The sequence below is a fragment of the Aquabacterium sp. genome (assembly GCF_016195855.1).
Taxonomy (GTDB): domain Bacteria; phylum Pseudomonadota; class Gammaproteobacteria; order Burkholderiales; family Burkholderiaceae_C; genus Aquabacterium.
In genome coordinates, this window is sequence record NZ_JACPYU010000016.1 from 554658 (window position 1) to 571921 (window position 17264).

General features: G+C 59.8%; 17 protein-coding genes and 1 pseudogene. 10 read left to right on the plus strand and 8 right to left on the minus strand.

The genetic code is table 11. The features are described from left to right. Positions 1-346: 346 nt before the first annotated feature. The 6 genes from HY019_RS15880 to HY019_RS15905 all read left to right on the plus strand — a co-directional run bounded on the left by HY019_RS15880 (position 347) and on the right by HY019_RS15905 (position 4846). Positions 347-889, plus strand: a complete 543-nt coding sequence (locus HY019_RS15880) for a hypothetical protein (protein WP_290694020.1) — start codon at positions 347-349, stop codon at positions 887-889. A gap of 70 nt (positions 890-959) precedes the next feature. Continuing rightward, positions 960-1277 (plus strand): hypothetical protein, encoded by a 318-nt coding sequence (locus tag HY019_RS15885; protein WP_290694022.1) that lies wholly within the window; start codon positions 960-962, stop codon positions 1275-1277. A 42-nt stretch (positions 1278-1319) separates the two neighbouring features. Beyond that, complete coding sequence (locus HY019_RS15890) at positions 1320-2330, plus strand: toprim domain-containing protein (protein WP_290694024.1); 1011 nt, start codon at positions 1320-1322, stop codon at positions 2328-2330. A gap of 233 nt (positions 2331-2563) precedes the next feature. Next, a complete protein-coding gene (locus HY019_RS15895; RefSeq protein WP_290694026.1) occupies positions 2564-3625 on the plus strand; it encodes a DUF932 domain-containing protein in 1062 nt (353 codons plus the stop codon). Between the two features lie 291 nt (positions 3626-3916). Next, positions 3917-4237 carry a hypothetical protein gene (locus HY019_RS15900; protein ID WP_290694028.1) on the plus strand — a complete coding sequence of 107 codons (321 nt, stop codon included), beginning with the start codon at positions 3917-3919 and terminating at the stop codon, positions 4235-4237. 15 nt (positions 4238-4252) lie between these two features. Further along, on the plus strand, positions 4253-4846 hold the full coding sequence (locus tag HY019_RS15905; RefSeq protein WP_290694257.1) for a FlhC family transcriptional regulator: 594 nt from the start codon (positions 4253-4255) through the stop codon (positions 4844-4846). On the opposite strand, the gene HY019_RS15910 is transcribed toward HY019_RS15905, so the two are convergent. Continuing rightward, entirely contained in the window at positions 4847-5182 is a 336-nt protein-coding gene (locus tag HY019_RS15910) for an H-NS histone family protein (protein ID WP_290694030.1), read from the minus strand. A gap of 269 nt (positions 5183-5451) precedes the next feature. Here HY019_RS15910 and mobH point away from each other — a divergent pair, with 269 nt between their 5' ends. The 4 genes and pseudogenes from mobH to HY019_RS15930 form a co-directional block, all read left to right on the plus strand. Continuing rightward, the gene (gene mobH, locus HY019_RS15915) at positions 5452-7158 is read left to right on the plus strand and encodes a MobH family relaxase (protein WP_290694032.1); all 1707 of its coding nucleotides are present in this window, start codon (positions 5452-5454) and stop codon (positions 7156-7158) included. A gap of 1 nt (position 7159) precedes the next feature. Then, complete coding sequence (gene traD, locus HY019_RS15920; protein ID WP_290694034.1) at positions 7160-9067, plus strand: conjugative transfer system coupling protein TraD; 1908 nt, start codon at positions 7160-7162, stop codon at positions 9065-9067. Continuing rightward, positions 9064-9687, plus strand: a complete 624-nt coding sequence (locus HY019_RS15925; RefSeq protein ID WP_290694036.1) for a DUF4400 domain-containing protein — start codon at positions 9064-9066, stop codon at positions 9685-9687. Before traD ends, HY019_RS15925 begins: the two co-directional genes overlap by 4 nt. A gap of 59 nt (positions 9688-9746) precedes the next feature. Further along, positions 9747-10022, plus strand: a pseudogene (locus tag HY019_RS15930) (SDR family oxidoreductase); the annotation flags it as partial. Here the strand turns inward: HY019_RS15930 and HY019_RS15935 are convergent. The 7 genes from HY019_RS15935 to HY019_RS15965 all read right to left on the minus strand — a co-directional run bounded on the left by HY019_RS15935 (position 10003) and on the right by HY019_RS15965 (position 17254). Next, positions 10003-10368, minus strand: a complete 366-nt coding sequence (locus tag HY019_RS15935) for a response regulator (RefSeq protein ID WP_290694038.1) — start codon at positions 10366-10368, stop codon at positions 10003-10005. The pseudogene HY019_RS15930 and the gene HY019_RS15935 sit on opposite strands and share 20 nt — an antisense overlap. 22 nt (positions 10369-10390) lie before the next feature. After that, complete coding sequence (locus HY019_RS15940) at positions 10391-11359, minus strand: chemotaxis protein CheX (protein ID WP_290694040.1); 969 nt, start codon at positions 11357-11359, stop codon at positions 10391-10393. 31 nt (positions 11360-11390) lie between these two features. Then, positions 11391-11945: a hypothetical protein gene (locus HY019_RS15945; RefSeq protein WP_290694041.1), complete on the minus strand. Its 555-nt coding sequence runs from the start codon at positions 11943-11945 to the stop codon at positions 11391-11393. A gap of 5 nt (positions 11946-11950) precedes the next feature. Further along, complete coding sequence (locus tag HY019_RS15950) at positions 11951-12601, minus strand: methyl-accepting chemotaxis protein (RefSeq protein ID WP_290694043.1); 651 nt, start codon at positions 12599-12601, stop codon at positions 11951-11953. A gap of 304 nt (positions 12602-12905) precedes the next feature. Further along, positions 12906-15194, minus strand: coding sequence for an ATP-binding protein (locus HY019_RS15955; RefSeq protein ID WP_290694046.1), 2289 nt, complete (start codon positions 15192-15194; stop codon positions 12906-12908). Between the two features lie 285 nt (positions 15195-15479). Then, the gene (locus HY019_RS15960; protein WP_290694048.1) at positions 15480-16706 is read right to left on the minus strand and encodes a fatty acid desaturase; all 1227 of its coding nucleotides are present in this window, start codon (positions 16704-16706) and stop codon (positions 15480-15482) included. Between the two features lie 116 nt (positions 16707-16822). After that, positions 16823-17254, minus strand: a complete 432-nt coding sequence (locus HY019_RS15965) for a hypothetical protein (RefSeq protein WP_290694050.1) — start codon at positions 17252-17254, stop codon at positions 16823-16825. Positions 17255-17264: the final 10 nt, after the last annotated feature.

The following is a 17264-nucleotide window of genomic DNA, read 5'->3' on the forward strand; positions in this document are numbered from 1 at the left end:
CACCATGCAGCAGCTGGCCCTGCATTCAAACGAGGCAAGCCTTGGAGTTCATGCACCCTCGTGATGGCCACGCCATCACCAAAGACATCACCATGCCATCGAGGTTACTTTCGAGGTGAGGGCACGTCCGCACTGAGGCGGCATGCGCGCATTCACCCCGAAAGCTTTCTTCGATCGGTAGCTGGCACACCGATCCGAACGGGCTCACCACCCGATCAAGCCAGCCCTGGAGTCTCTTCATCGCCATCGGCAGTGCGTCAAGACACCACGCCGACTGTTCATCACCCTGTGGGGCATTGCCCCACCCGTGGTGCGCTGTGCCTCCCTATTTCACATGGAGGCCACGATGCTGCACACGAGCACATCCCTGGTTCACCCCCCAGCTGCCTTGAATGGCTTCACAGGGGACACGCAGTCCGTTTTCCCGGAAGAATCGCCAGACCCACTGTCGCTGGACGCCCCGACTGAACGCATCGACTGGAGCGAGGAAGACATCGTCTTCCTGCACTGGCGCTTGCTGCAGGAAGTCAATCAGTTGTCTGACCCGGCCACGCCGCTGGAAGACAAGTTCGACACCCTGCGCTGGGTATTCACCGAGCAGGACAAGGACAGACAGCCGTTCTCGTTTGTGAACTGCCTGCGTGTTGTTGGCTGCAGCCCGCTTTCACCGATTGCCTATTGCGGCCTCGTCGATGCGCAAGACATCCGCGACCACATCCGCAACAAGCTCAAGGTCTGGTTGTCTGAATCGCTTGCCCGATACCCGCAATGGGTTCGCGACGCCATCGCCAACAACCCCCAGTGGGTTGAGACGCGGCTGGCCAAGAACCCGCAATGGATCAATGAACAGATCAAACAGATGTCCGAGCAAGGCGACCTGTTCACCTGACCCGACATACCCAAACAGGGCCGAGCTCCGATTGTTCGCCTCGTCCCTGACATCACATATGGAGTGCCCTATGCACAAACAAACCTATGCCCATGGCCACCGCATCCCCATGCTGATGGTCGTTGAACCACAGGACATCGAGTTCCTGGTCAAAGAAAGCGAAGTCTTGACCGGCCAGGCTGGCCGCATCTTTGTCATCGCCGGAGCCGACTGGCTGAGCTACCGCGTCCTGTGGAGCCAGGCAGGTTTCAAGGTCGAGCGCCTGGACGACAAAGGCCAGGTCTTGCACACCCAGTACCAACTGCCCTGGGAGTTCGCCGAGCACAGCGTGATCGAAGCACTACAGGCGGGGCAGCTGTTCACCCCATCGGTTCGCCCTCGCGGCTAACCACCCCCCCCAGGAGGACATGTCACCAACACGGAGTTCATCATGAACAATCCCGAGTACGAAGCTCGCATTGACGACGTCAAACGTCGAGCCCACGGCCGCTGGACCGAAATCCTTGGCAGCCTGGGCGTCAGCGAGCAGATCCTCAAGAAGCGCAACCAGCCCTGCCCGCTCTGTGGCGGCACGGATCGGTTTCAGTACACCGACAAATTCGGCGAGGGCAACTACCACTGCCGCGCCTGTGGCGCAGGAGGTGGCTTCAAGCTGCTGCAGGCCGTCACGGGCCTGGATTTCAACACCGCACTCAAGGAAGTCGAACGCTTGGTGGGCACCTCGCCCGCTGCACAGCACGAGGCATCGCCTGAGCCCTCGGCCGAGCGCATGAAGGCCCTGGCCAAGCGGCTATGGGAAGAAGCCATGCCCGTAACGCCTGGTGATGAGGTGGACCGCTACCTGTCCGGTCGGCGGCTCGCCTTGGCCCACTACCCCAAGGTGCTGCGACTGCATCCCGCCCTGGGCTACTACGAGAAAGACCCGACCTCGGGCAAGTCGCGCAAAGTGGCCGAATACGCCGCCATGCTGGCTTGCATCCAGGGCGCTGATGGGCATGCCGTCACGCTGCATCGTACGTACCTGAAGGATGGCCGCAAGGCCAATGTGAGCGAAGCCAAAAAGGTACTGTCCTCAGGCATCAATGGGGCAGCCGTGCGGCTGTTCGAGCCCGAGCACGAACTGGCCATTGCCGAGGGCATCGAGACCGCCATGGCTGTGCACCTGGCCACCGGCAAACCCGTGTGGGCAGGACTCAATGCCGGGAACCTGGAAAAGCTGTGGCTGCCCGACTCGGTGCAGAGCATCTGCATCTATGCCGACAACGATGCCCACGCGGACTTTGACGGCCAGATGTTTGCCTTTGCCCTGGCTCGGCGGCTGAAGAAGCAGGAGCGCCAGAGCGGCCCTCGGCAAGTGCGGGTGCTCTTGCCCAAGACCTCTGGCACCGACTGGGCCGATGTGTGGCTGGCCAAGGCAGAACACGCCTCCCGAACCGCATAAGTCATGTTTCCCCACTGGTAGCTGTCAGACCAGGCCAAGCCACATGGCAAGGCAAAGACAGCCCTGGCGTTTTGTATGAGTGATTTGTGAATTGGGCGAGCCCTGGCCTGTGGTCAGTTTGCGCCCTATGTGGATGGGTCAACACCCATCCGTCATCAACCCTGGCGGGGATGTGCATCCCCGCGTGTGGGTCATGCCGTCTCCGCCATTTCTTTCCCGAACAGGAGCTTGATATGAGAAGCGGACGTTCCCTGGTGAGCCTGGCCCATGAACTTGAGCGCCAGTTGCAATCAAAGAAGGACCTGGTTGTCCCCTCGTCGCTGTTACGGCACGACACCGATGACACAGGCGAGACCCGCCTCGTCATTGGCGAAGGCGGGGGCTCCACGCCCTATGGCGTTTTGCCGCTGGCGCGCCGCCAGTTGGCGGACAAACTGAAGATTCCCTATGCGTACTTCGAGCGCATGCGCTCCGAGCAGCCGGTGCTGCTGGACCGCAACGTGAACACCTGGCTGCAAAGCGACGATGACCGTCGCATGATCCGCACGCTGGATGGCAACGTCCGGGCCGTGCTGTCAGACCGCTATCGTCGCCTTGACAACTACGATCTGGCCGAAAGTGTGCTGCCCATCCTGCAGCAGTTGCCTGATGTGCGCTTCGAGTCGGTGGAACTCACCGACACGAGGATGTACATCAAGTGCATCACACCGCAATTGAAGGTCGAAATGGCGCCTGGCGACATCGTCCAGGCTGGCGTGGTCATCTCCAATTCGGAGGTGGGACAAGGCACGCTGTCGGTGCAGCCCTTGCTGTATCGACTGGTGTGCCGCAATGGCCTGATTGCTTCAGACCGCTCCTTGCGCAAAACCCACGTCGGGCGGGCACTCGGATCTGACGAAAGCATCATGGTCTTCAAGGACGACACCTTGCAGGCCGACGACAAGGCCTTCTTCCTGAAGGTTCGCGACGTGGTGCAGGCGGCCGTGTCTGAGGCAACGTTCATGCAGGCAGCGCAGAAGATGCAAAAGACCTTGCAGATTCACCTCGTCGGCAACCCCGTCAATACGGTGGAAGTGCTGGCTCAGCGCTACACATTGAATGACGCCGAACGCGCCGGGGTGCTGCGACACCTGATCGCCGAAGGTGATCTGTCGGGGTATGGCCTGGTGAATGCCGTCACGCACTTCTCCCAGGAAGTTGAGGACTACGACCGTGCGACCGAGTTCGAAGCCCTGGGCGGGAAGTTGATCGAACTGCCAGTCAAGGATTGGAAGGAGTTGGCACAAGCCATTTGATCTCGGATCACAGTGATTCACCACCAGGGCCTTGGCTCTGGTGGTTTTCTTGTCGAAGGCAAGTTCAAAGCATCACGCCCATTGACTGTGACAAATGCGACAGGCAATGCGGGCTGTTGTCGATGGCAAACACGCCATCCCCCCGCACTCGGGCATTGATTTCAATCGGTGGTCGTGAATATGCTGAGCCGACCCATCACTCCAATCACACACAACGCCAAAGCAGTCATACCTCGCCGCAATACCTGGCCCATCTCTACTCACATGTGGGCACACCGACAGGAGAAGACCATGAGCAGCATCCAGTTCACCGATGTGCAGTTGACCAATTTGTACCTGTTGCAAGCCATCAGGCTGGGCATCGCGCAAGATCGCGTATCGACATGCGGCAAGTTCGGGCTGGACGCCGCCCAAGCAGAGTTCCTTGGTACCATGAGCCAGGAACAGTTGTGGGCATTCGTTGATCAGATAGGCCAAAGCACCCTCTTCCCTCCACGCCAGGATTTGCTTGCCTTGCTCAAGGCGCCCGCGCCGCTTCAGGCATCACTGGCCGCCGTTCATGCGCCAAGGCCACGGCAACTCGCGACCATGGCGCCCGCAAGCACGTCGTGACCGGAGAGGACCATGATGTCAACACGTGCTGACCGCCAGTTGTGCGCCATACGCCTGGCGCAAGACTGTGCTCAACTGGGCGCCCGGGTGCGCACCATCCATCACATCACAGGGCTCAACCCACGGGACGTGCAGAGGCTGCTCTTCAATGACCCTCAAGCCATCCCACGCGGACGTCCGCCCAACTCCCTGGAGTGGTATCACAGCGCCAACCTCATTGCGAGGGCTGAATCGTCGATCTTCATGTCGATCTACCGCCGTCTGCGCAACACTGGCTTCGGCGCAGCAGAGACGCTGGTCTGCGCCTATCGTGGATACCAAGCCGTCTGCCAGTGTCCGCACCGCATCAGTTTTGACCGGGCGTTTGATCTGGCATCGCACACCGATGGCATCTGGCTGGCCTGCACCCCGGTGTTCGAGGTCCTCGCTTGCCCGACCTGCGGCAGCGATGTGCTGGTGGCCATCGGCACCGTGGTCCACTTGGGCGACAACTGTCCGTTCTGCAAACTGGTACAGCGCTACAGTTGCGATCCTCGGCTCCAGGCGTCATTTCCCAAGAACGGGGTGGCGACCACACCTGCGACTGCCCCTGAACCGATGGCCTTGTAATCAACCTACTTTCAGTTGATCCAGTGTCTTGCCAGCGGCCAACGCGGCCTTGATCCACTTAGGCTGAAGTCCTCTTCCGCTCCAGGTCTCGCCCGTGTCAACGTTGCGATATTTTGGGGCGACCTTGCTTCCTGCTGTAGCACTGGAGCGGGTCGCCACACCGGCTTTCAACCTCAGGTCGGCCACAGTCAAACCATTGGCAGCCAACAGTTGCTTGATGTGGTCAATCACCCCTGCTCGCTCTGCCTTGCGGGCATCCTGCAATTGCCTGTCCAACTCCGAAGCCTGCTTGTCCAGGGAGGCTTTCTGGGCAAGGAGTTCTTGGTACGTGGTCATGATTGCAATGTTTGGCTTTCGCCGAGTTCGGATTCCAACATCCTACATTGCAAGTTCCGTGGCTTCGTGACCAACGTGTCGACATCCTCGTCCTGGTATGTAGAGTGAAAGCCAAGGTATCGGACGAATCGACGCCCATCGCTCTGATCCGCAATGGCCGCTCATCCTTCAAGCCTTGATGGCGAAAGCCCAAATGAACAGACGCCATTTTGAGGTGCGCGCGGCAATGCATGGTGACCAAATGGCTGGGTCATTTGCAATGGACCACCATGCTTGCCCCGTCTCAGCCACACAGCACTTTTGCATCGTCAGATCCCGGCTTCGAGGCCCTGCCCATTGATGATCTGCTGTCGCAACACTATGACCTGATCGTCCGAATCAAGCTCTGCCATGGGTCTGACCGCGCAGATTTCGAGCAGACCATCATGTCGCTGATCAGGCGATATGCCAGCCTGGTACACCTGCTGCCGGCCACATCCGACAACTACTTCTGCATCCCTGGCGGCCTGCTGCGCCTGGGCATGGAAGTCAGCTTCTTCAGCCTGCAAGGTACCGACGCCCACATTTTTTCCGGGCGCTCCACCATCTCGGCACGTCGCCACTTGGAACCGCGCTGGCGTCTGGCCACCTTCGTCGCTGGGCTTTGTTGCGAGGCCCACCGGGTCCTCAGCCACATCATCGTGACCGACGCCCCTGGCGAGGTCTGGCCAGCCTACCTGTATCCCCTGAGTGATTGGCTGACAGCACGCCGGGCAGACCGCTACTTCTTGCGCTGGCGCCCACAAGCCATCGAGACACGCAGCCTGGGCGTGTTCACGCTGGCCCATGTCGTGCCACCTGCGGTCATGCATTACCTGGCAGAAGACAACACGGTCATCGTGCCTCACCTCATGGCCTGCGTCAGCGGCATTTCGCAGTATCGAGATCACAACGTGCTGGACGAATTGGTCCGTCGCGCCTTGGCGCTGGTGATTGACCGCAACCTGCTGGCCAACGCCGACCGCTACGGCACGCCCCAATACGGCTCGCACCTTGAACGCTACCTGGTTGATGCACTGAGGCACCTCGCGGGCTCCAACTCGGGGTGGCAGGCAAATCGCGAGAAGTCTCGCGTCTGGTTCGGCCCCGATGGCCTGTTCCTGGCCTGGCCGAGCGCTGCAGAAGACATTCAAAAACATCTGGACACCACGCAGTTGCCGGGCATCCCAAAAGCACCAGAGACCATCATGGAAGTACTCCTGCTGGCCGGGGTCTTCGAACCCACGTCCGCAGGAAACTCGACCTGGCTCATCCAACCACCAGGCGGCAAGGCCAAGATCGAAGCGGTCAAACTATCCTCAACAGCCATCCTGTTTGCAGGGCATGACCCGTTCCCGCCTCCTCTGGCGCAGAGCCTCACAAGTCCCCCACGCAACAACCCTCCATCAGTGCAAGCAGCCGAACCGATCGCACTACAGCCTCTACCGGATGGCCCGCCAGGCACTCAGCTCTTGCTCATCCCAGACAACGCCGAGCAAACCCAACAAGCAGCTTCGAATAGCCAAGACGCTCAAGCCGAAGCGGCACTACTATCGACCGCCCCTCCATCTGACCTGGCATCGACAAGCGACGCCCAAACAACTCAGCAAGCGACGATTGGTCTTCAAGCGCCTCTGCGCCTCAACCCCGTGGTGCGCGACGCATTGACCGAGGTGGTCAACACCTTGAACACCGGCGCCGGACCCGCCCGGTGTTGCACCGTCGCTTTTGGGCTGTTTGTGCCTCTGTACGAATTCGAGCGGCGCGCCATTCAACCCTCTATGGCCCTGCGTGCCTTGTCTGATGTGCACATGCTGGTTCGCGCACCGGGCAAAGGTCCACCCACAAACTCAAGGGATTTCAACGGCACACCGACCGTGGGGTTGACCATAGCGCCACGCTTCATCAGCGGCTTAGACATGGAAGCCTTTGCCTCGCCCGAGGCTCAGGGAGGGTGACATGCCCATCCGCCGTTACGAGATGCCATGGCGCCACGCCTACGAGGCTTTCGCAGGCCTTGCCTGGGGCATCGCGCTGATGTTCTTCACAGCGGTCGGTGCCATCGGCCAACTGCCTCGCGCTCTCGCTTTCCCCCTGTCCATCGCTTGCCTCGGCATGAGCGCCCTCAGGTTCTCGCAGGCACTGCGCATCCTCGTGCTGCGGGCGTCACTGGCTGGTCACGCCATCCAGGTGATCAGCACGCAAACTCAGGCGCGGTGGTGTCAGGATCCAACAGCCGTTTTCCTGGGCTTCGGCTTCGAGTGGCGGCCCGTGCACTCACAGCGTCTGTATGAACTGGCCAAGATCGACTACCGCGATTTCACGGTGTCTCCGCGCCTCTTGAGTCTGCTGGGGTATGACAGCGCACCCCAACCTGATGCCGAGATCGGTTTGCCCTACATACACGGCGTCGAGCCCCATGAGGTTCCACTACGTCGCCCCTTGCAGAACTTCGAAGGCGGCACGCTGCTGGTCGGCACCACGCAGTCAGGCAAGGGGGTGGCCCTGGCCAACCTCATCACCCAGGCGGTCAGACGCGGCGACGTGGTGATCGTCATCGACCCCAAGAACAGCCGTCGCCTCAAGCGCGTGGTCGAGCGCGCCTGCCAGGACTGGCGAGAGCCCGACACTTTCATGGAGTTTCATCCGGCCTTCCCGGAATCCGGTGTGCGACTGGACTTCACCTTCAACTGGCAAAAGCCCACCGAGATTGCCTCCCGTATCCAGTCGATCATGCCGCAGGACACGGCCGGCGCGTTCTCTGCCTTTGGCTGGGACGCCGTCAACGTGGTCGTGCAAGGTCTGGTCGAACTGGAAGAGCGCCCCAACTTGGCCAAGCTGACCCGCTACATCGAGGGCGGCATCGAACCAGTGCTGGAGGGCTCTTTGCGCCGCTTCTATGAGGAAACCTTGGGGCCTGCCTGGCGTGATCTGCCCGAGATGAAGAAGCTGATGCAGGAGGCTCATCGAGGCCACATGAAGCGCCCATCAGAAGCTGCCAACGCCGAGTTGATGGCCTTCGTCGCGTACTACGAGCACCACATTGCCCAGTCCCAACGCAGCAAGGTGATCGATGCCCAGGTGCGCACCTTCAGGCACAACCGTGAGCACTACCAGAAGATCACGGCCAACCTATTGCCCGTGCTGTCGATGCTGACCTCAGGTGACCTGGGTCGTACGCTGTCGCCCGAACCGTTCGACGCCAACGACATGCGCCCGATCATGAACTTCGAGAAGATCGAGCGCGGCGGACACGTTCTGTACATGTGCCTGGATTCGCTACCCGACCCCTCGGTGGCATCTGCCATCGGTGCACTGGCATTGGCCGACCTGGCCGCACGGGCGGGCATGCGCTACAACCTGGGCGGCTATCGGCGCATTGCCCTGTTTGTGGACGAGGTGGCCAACGTCATCAACCAGCCCTTGATCGAAATCCTCAACAAGGGTGCCGAGGGTGGCATCTACACCACCTGCGCGATGCAGACGTTGGCCGACCTGGCCAAACGTCTGGGCAGCGAAGCGGCGGCACGCATGGCACTGGGCAACCTCAACAACCTGATTGCACTGCGCTCGAAGGACCGACCCACGCAAGATTTCATCGTTGAGACCTTTGGCAAGACGGCCATCCATTCGATGCGCGTTGGGCTGGGGCATGGCGCGGACACCCATCTGGTCGACTTCTCGACCAGCTATTCAAGCCAACTCTCCGAGAGCTTCGAAGAGATGGTGCCTGCTGATGTTTTGGGAAAATTGCCCAACCTGCAGTACTTCGCCTCGGTGTCTGGCGGGCGCATCATCAAGGGTCGCTTCCCCATTCTTGATCCGGATCCGCAAGGGGTCCATCAACCCATCAGGAGAGCAGCATGATCAGGGCGATGGCCGCGGCATCGCTACTGGCACTGCTGGTTCTGGTTCTCTATGTGCCGTCCGCCCACCCGCCAGAACGGTTCGTAGAGCAACTGCGAACGGAATACGCCAATGCGGCGGTGTTCTGGGGCAAGGACGAAGGCACCCGCATGCTGTCGCGTGCGATGAGCATGCAGGTGTCTGCACGTCAGGCATCACCCGTCCCTTCATCCAAAGACGCGGCCCCAGCGAGTAGCGTCAACGCAGCAGTCAGCCGAGAAATGGCCTCGGTCAACCAACGGCTGTTCAACAATCCCTACTTCCGCTCGATTGACGCACTGCTGCTGCTCGCCAGCTTCCGCCTGGCCATGCTGCTGGAATGGCTCCCCTGGCTGATGGCCTTCCCGGTTGCTGCCTTGGTGGATGGCTGCCTTGTGCGACTGGTCAAAGCCAAAGAGTTCCTGCACCACAGCCCGGAGATGTTCGCTTTTTATGCCTGCTTGGCCATCCTGACCAGTTGCGCAACCGTCCTGGCGTTTGTGCTGCCCATCACCTTGCATCCTCTTGTCGTGCCATGCGTGCCAGTGATCATCGGCACGTTGATGGGAGCAGCGATCAGGGACTTTCATCTAAGAGCTTGAGATTGGTCCGTTCACCACTGTGATTATGAGTGAAACGTTATCATTACACTTGATAGACAGAATCCGGGCAACAAAAAAGCCGGGTGCATGCGATATCACCCGGACCGATCCAGACACGCGCGGCGTCCGGCTTGAAAGAATTCGATGTGCTGCTGGCTCACGCCGTCAGCACCGCCCCCATCGGCGAGATGGTGGACGTGATGGACGTCGGGCTGACCTGCGCTTACCTGGCCAGCCCGTTTGCACACCACCTGACGGGCTCGACCGTCTACGTGGATGGCGGCTCAACATCATGGCCTGAAGCGCCTCAGACGCTTATTCAGCCAGCTTCTTGAAGGTGGCGATCACGGCATCCCCCTTGAAGGGTTTGACGATCCAGCCCTTGATGCCGGCGGCCTTGCCACGCTCTTTCATGATGGGCGTGTTTTCCGTGGTCAGCATGATGATGTTGACCGAGGCATTGCCCAACTCGCCACGGATCTTCTCGGCCATGGTCAGGCCATCCATATTAGGCATGTTGACGTCACTGACCACCAGCTTGACGCGGGGGTCCGCCTTGAGCTGGGCCAGGCCGTCACGACCATCCACGGCCGTGATCACGTCCAGACCGTTTTTCTTCAGGAAATCACCGACTTCGTTGCGAACGGTTGCGGAGTCGTCGACGACGAGAACTTGTGCCATGTTTATTCACCTCACTAAAAAATCAGAAGAGCTCCAGCTTGCCCGAGTCAAACAGATCTTCAACCAGTGCTTCGTTTTCCTTGAACTTGTCAGGTGACCAGCTCAGGTTGAAAACGAAACGTTGGTACAAAACGAGATTGGGCCCGTCACCACTCTTGTCAGACAGCGTGTACTTGAAGCACAGCTGGGGATCCTCTGAACCGAAGGAGATGTAGCGGTGCAGGTGGTTGACGATGATGGGCACCTGGGAGGCACGGCCTTCCAGCGGCTCAAAGGCGACGAAGCGGTTCCTGAACGAGCCCCAGACTAGGTTGGTCACCTCGCCCAACACGTGGTTGATATCGCGGAAGTTGACCATGCTGTCGGTGGCGATGTGGGTCTTGCCTGCTTCCACGAAGCGCACCAGGGGCTGCTCTTCGGTCTGCAGCATCATGTAGCCACGGCACCAGTTGCTCTCCAGCGGGATCAGCGTGAACAGCTCACCGTAGATGATGCGATCGCGCACGATGTAGGGCGCCTCGGAGTTGACGTCCATGTCCTTGAACTGGCTCTCCAGCGCGGCCTTGGTGATCTCCGTGATACCGCGCACCAGCGCGTTCGGATAGACCAGACTGAAGATGGTCTCGTTGACCACGGGGCCCAGCTTGTCGATGTTGTCGATCGAGTAGGCCTGAGAGAACAGGCTTCGGTCATGCTCGGAAAATGAGTCCAGATCATCCACGCCGTTGCGACGCAGGAAAACCGGCAACTCAGGGCGAACCTCGTGGATCTCACGCGCCAGGGCAACCCCGCCGTCATCGCCACCGTAGCCCTCGCACAAGAAGATCGCACCCAGGTCCACATTGGACTTGAGCACGCCCATGACGTTTTCCAGCTGGGCTTTCACACCAACAAGATTGTTCGCGTCACAGAACGCCTTGATGCGCACCGCGCAGTCCGCAGACTCTTCGAGCACCAGCACTTTGCTGACCAGCTCTGCCTTTTCAACCATGATCCAAATCCTTGTGGTGGGGAGGGGACGACTAGAACAGCTCCAGCTCGCCGTTGCTCTCTTCGGTCTGAGTCATATCGACGGTGAAGTCGATATCTGCAAAGTCACAGACGCACAGGCTGGCGTGCATCGTGAAGTTGTCGTTGATCGAGATCTTGAAATGCTGGGTGTAGCCTGCATCCAGTTCGGTCAGGTAGTCCACGCATTCGCGGTCCAGCACATTGGGCGTGGACATGCCCAGATGCGGAAAGTGGTTGCCCAGCTCTCGGTTGAGGGCACCACAGAAGATGTTGCCGCACTCGCAGATCACATCCAGGAAGTCCGAGTCACTCATGGCCTCGACTTCAGAGCGATTGATGGCCGCGAAATGCGCCTTGGTGTCCTTGTTCAGCGTGAAATAGACCATGGTCATCACGCGGAACACATACGACGACACGGTCAGCAGCACAACCTTCTTTTCTTTGATGTCCTTGATGTCGCTGATGACGGTGACTTCGCACCGATCGTCCGGCGACGCCACCATCGAGCTCTTGAGCGCCGAGGTGACGACGAAATCCAGCGCGTCTTTGGCTTGCTGACTGATCATGGCTGTCAGACCGTTTCAACGACCAGGGCATCCTTGGTCTTGCTGTTGATCAACTGCAACTCGGTCACGGCACCAATGATCATCTTGCCGCCCGCCTGCAGGTCCTGGAAGGTGGTCGTGGTGATGAGGTCGTTCTTGTAGAGGTTGTTGCGGTAATCGTTGGACAAGGCCTCGGCCCGGTTGGCCAGGGTCCGCACCTCGTTGGCCACCACCGCAAAGCCCTTGCCTTGCTCACCCGCGCGCGCCGCCTCGATGGAGGCGTTGAGCGCCACGATCACCACCTGGCGCACGATGGCCGCGAACTCGTCGTTGCGGTCATGCATCTCGCGGTTGTGCGTGATCAGCACGTTCATGTCGGCATGCCAGCGCTCGAAAGTCTTGATCAGCGTGAGCAGCTTCTCGATCGAATCGGCCAGGCGGTTGCAATTGACCAGCGTCTGCTCCTTGCTGCCCGAGGCCATGGCCTGCACGTCACGCAACTGACGATCCAGGCCTTGCTTGAGCTGGCTCATCTCGGACTTCGCCGTGGATTGCTCTTCGTGGAGACGGCGCTGGTGCTGGTCCAGCTCCTGGCGCAACTCTTCAATGGTGTGCTGCAAGCTGGCTTCACGGGCGTGGGCCTCGCTGGCCAGCACCACCTCACCGCGGAGCTTCATGGCCCGCTGGTGATGAAACCACGCACCCAGCGCACCAAGCAGGCATCCCGATAAAAACACAATCGAGTAAAGCAGCATCTTGAGAACCCTTGAGGTGATCGCGCGGCTGGCCATGAACCCATGGTGACAACCACATCGTTACTTCAGCTTATCGGCGCATACGGCACGTCATAAAGTTGCACTGGCGTTCAAATTGCACGCATTTCACAACTTGCACTCGCCCTTGTCACAACAAGGGTATGGCCGTAAAACAAAGGCCCCACCGGCGTGCACCAGCAGGGCCTGGTCATGCGCCTGAGCCCGATCAGGCCTTGACAGCGAACTTCTCGGGCAGGGTGATCACCAGCTCGAAAGCTCGCTGATCCGAACCGGCGTTGTTGTCTGTGAAACGGATGGCCACATCGCCGCCTTCCTTTTGCAGGAAGCCACGAACCGCATCCATGCCCACGCCGCGCCCGGACACCTCGGTGACCTTGTCGGCCGTCGAGAAGCCCGACGCGAAGATCAGGTTGGCGATCTCTTCGGGGGAGCGGGTCTCGCCTTCGCTCAACACGCCGTTCTCGATGGCCTTCTGACGGATGCGCCCCACGGCCAGGCCGCGGCCATCGTCATGCAATTTCAAGGTGAGCTGCCCCGCATCCAATGCCGCAGCCAACTGGATGTGCCCCACCGGGCTCTTACCCGCAGCCTGACGCGCCTCGGCTGCCTCCAACCCGTGGTCCATGGAGTTGCGGAACAAGTGCGTGAACACGTTCTTGAGCAGGCCGATGGCCTGGTTGCGCACCACGATGCCGTTGTCGGCAATGCTGATCTGCGGAGCCTCCTTGCCCAGCTCCTTGGCCAGGGAGGGCATGGACTCGACGATGCCAGCCAGCACGACATCGATCTTCTCGGTGCCGATCAGGCGCAGTGTGCGCTCGACTTCGCTCAAGGCCTTGCGTGCATCAGCCAGGTCGCCCGTGTTGGCGGCCTTGACCAGCTCCATGGTGCGAGCAACCTGATCCTTGTCGACCATGAGGAAGCGCTCGACATTGCCGCGACGGCCCGGGCCCTTGCGGCCCAGCTTGAGGTCGTTGATCTTGTGGTATTCGTCAACAGAGGCATGGACCAATGCGAGCTGGTTCAACAAGGCATCCTGGTCCCAGACTTTTTCTTCGTCCTTGCGCAGGTCGTCGTACTCCTGCTCGGTCTCGTGCACGACGTTGGTCATGTTCAGCAGGCCATAGGTACGGGCGTTACCCTTGATGGTGTGCATGTTGCGGAAGAGCAGGCCAATCGCATCGAGGTCCTTCTGAGGTGCCTTGCGGATGATCTCTTCGTTCTCGGCCACAAATGTGTAGGCGCTCTCGATGAAGTCCTGGAACTTCTCCTGGCTGACAGCCAGGATCTCGCCAATGATGTCCAGTTCACGCTTTTGCGCGCCGGCTTCGCTTTCCAGCCGCTTGAGCTCGGTCACGTCGCGCACGCACAGCATGAGCTTTTCGACCACGTCGTTGTCATCCGAGATGGGCGACCAGCTCAGCTCCAGGCTCTTGGCCACGCCATTGGGCATGGTCTTGTTGAACTCGGTGACCAGCAGGTGCGAGTTGAACTCGTAGTTCATCAGGTCTTCGCCGATGCATGAGCCCACAGCCGCATCCACCTGAGACAGGTCGTTGGAGCCCAGGCTGGTGTTGGTGAACACCAGCTCCATCATGTTCTGACCGGCGATGTCTTTGGTCTCGAAGATGGTCTCCATGTAGGCCGAGTACTCGGGGTGGATCACACCACCGGGCAGCACCGTCAGCACACCTTGAGGCATGTTCTGCAGCATGGCCTGGATGTCGTGCGTCTTCTGACGCAACTGGGCCGTGCGCTCTGCCACCCGCTTTTCCAGGGTGGCGTTCTGCTCGGCAATCACGGCCATCATCGCCACGTTGTTGCGGATGAAGAAGACCAGCACACCCATGAAGATCAAGTTCATCACGCCCAGCGCGATGCCCATGTACAGGTTGAGCTTGACGGTCTGCTGCGATTGCGCCAGCGTCTTGACGAAGTTCTGATAGCTCGATTCGCGGAACTTCTTGATCGACTCGCGCAACGCATTGAGCGTCTTGTTCATGCGCTTGGTCTGCTCCGGCATGTTGGCGATCTTGTTCTTCAGGAAGTCCTCGGCCGTCTGCAAGGCCATGGCGTTGTACTGCTTGTACTCTTCACGCAGGGCCTTGATTTCCTTGGTGCGCTCGGGGTAGATCTGCTCGATCTCGACGAACACCTCGTCGCCCTTCTTATAGAAGTCTTCGGCCTCATCAAGCGGGTCATGGTCACCCAGCATGACGGAGCGCATGAACAGCTCCTCCATCTTGTCCAGGCGAACAATATTGGCTTCGATCTTCTGCAGCACAGGGAAGTACAAGTCCTTGATCGCAGAGAGCTGGTCGCTGCTCTGGAAGGACTGGCGCACGCTGTAGCTGGTGACGGCCAGGAACACAAAAATGGCCACGCCGACCATGAAGATGATCTTGCGCATGGGGTTGGCCGTGGACGGTGCCGCGCTGGCAGCCTCATGTCCTGATGCGACTTGCTTGCTGGGGAGCTCGGCAGGACTTTGCATGATGTGTTCCATCGCCTTCAACCTCTTTCATGAATCTGCCGGATTCGCGGGGCATTGCCGTGGGCAGGCCGACACTGACCGGACTACTTCTGCGCTCAATAATTTATGAGCGGCAAATCAGAATACGAAATACAGGACAGGTTTACGGCCGGAAAAGAGAACACTTAAGCCTTCAGTAAGATCTTTTTCATTGGCTTGTGAGAAAACGCGCAAATCTGGCAAAAAAAAAGCGCGCCGCAAAGGGCACGCTTTTCAGTGTCGAAACGACGAGCGGCTGATCATTTATCAGGCATGCGCCGCCCGCAGCTTGCGAGAGAAATCCTGCAATGCGGCAATGCCGCTGGCCTCGGCACGCTGGCACCAGGCCTGCAGGTCCACCACCAGCTGCTCAGCGGACACATTGGTGCGTGTCCACAGCGTACGCAGCTCTTCGCGCATGGCGATGAGCTTGTCGAGATGGGGGTTGGCCGCGCGAGCCTGGTCCACTTGCTGCTGGATGTCCATGGGCATCTGATCGGCATCGCGGTGCATCCAGTTGCGCACACGCTGCAACTGGTTGGCGGCAGACACCTGGCCGCTGGCCTTGAGGCGGCTGACTTCAGCCGAGCAGGCCGAACGCACCTCGTTGGCATAACGGGCCATCAACTCGTAGCGGTTGGCCACGATGGCCTCCAGGGTCTTGGCATCGGCCACCGGCTTGATGTCACCCAGTTGCAGGCGCGGCGGTGTCTTGCGAACCTTGGCCAGCCCTAGCATTTCCAGACCGCGGATATAGCCCCAGCCGATGTCGAACTCGTAAGGCTTGACCGACAGCTTGGCCGAGGTCGGATAGGTGTGGTGGTTGTTGTGCAGCTCCTCGCCGCCAATGATGATGCCCCAGGGCGACACATTGGTGGACGCGTCGGGCGCCTCGAAGTTGCGGTAGCCCCACCAGTGGCCCAGGCCATTGATGATGCCGGCCGCGGTGATCGGGATCCACAACATCTGCACGGCCCACACGGTGATGCCGATGGCGCCAAACAAGGCCAGGTCGATCAGCAGCATGGCGATCGGGCCCCAGTCGTTGCGCGGGGTGTAAAGCTTGCGCTCAAGCCAGTCATCGGGCGTGCCATGACCGTACTTCTTGAGGGTTTCGGCCTTCATGGCCTCGTCGCGGTACAGCTCGCGACCTTCCAGCAGCACCTTCTTGATGCCGTGAGCCACCGGGCTGTGGGGATCTTCAGCGGTTTCGCACTTGGCGTGGTGCTTGCGGTGCACGGCAACCCACTGCTTGGTGACCGTGCTGGTGGTCAGCCACAGCCAGAAGCGGAAGAAATGCGAGGGGATGGCATGCAACTCGAGCGCACGGTGCGCCTGCGAGCGATGCAGGTAGATCGTGACAGATGCAATGGTGATGTGCGTCACAAGCAGTGTGAAAGCCACAATTTGCCACCAGCTGGCGTCTGTCAGACCTTGGATCGCCCATTGCACGAGACCATCGTGCAGCGACCCGGAAAACTCGGAAAAAAACATCAGGGACCTTTCAACGGGACGCGAGATTGTAGAGGCCCCAGAAAAATTGTCTTTGTCCGGAAACAATAAAGGGTTGCCACACGAACAATCGCGTGACAACCCTTGCCCGGAGAGACTTATTCCACGGTCAGGACAACTTTGACCGTGCTATCCACTGCGGATTTTTCGATGTAGCCGATGGCGTCCACGTTGGCGGCCACGTGTTTCTTCACGTCAGCGGCCGTCGGCACTTCCTTGGGAGGCGTGGCCTTACCAGAGAAGGTCAGACGGGCCCAGGTGGCTTTCACCTGCGCGGGCGATTTGCCGGCCGCCTTGCTGTAGAAGATTTCCCGAGCCTGGCTGGATTCTGGCAGATCGGCCGGAACGGCGGTCTGACCGGAAGGCAGCGTCGAGCTTTTGCCCAGGAAAATGGCGGCGGCCTGCTCGGGCGTCATGGAGGCCATCGAGCTCTTGGGGTTGACGATCACAGCGACCTGGGCGCTGGCTGCTTGGGCCAGGGTCAAGAGTGCAACTGCGGCGGCGGCTTGAAGGGTGTGCTTGAGTTTCATTTAATGCTCC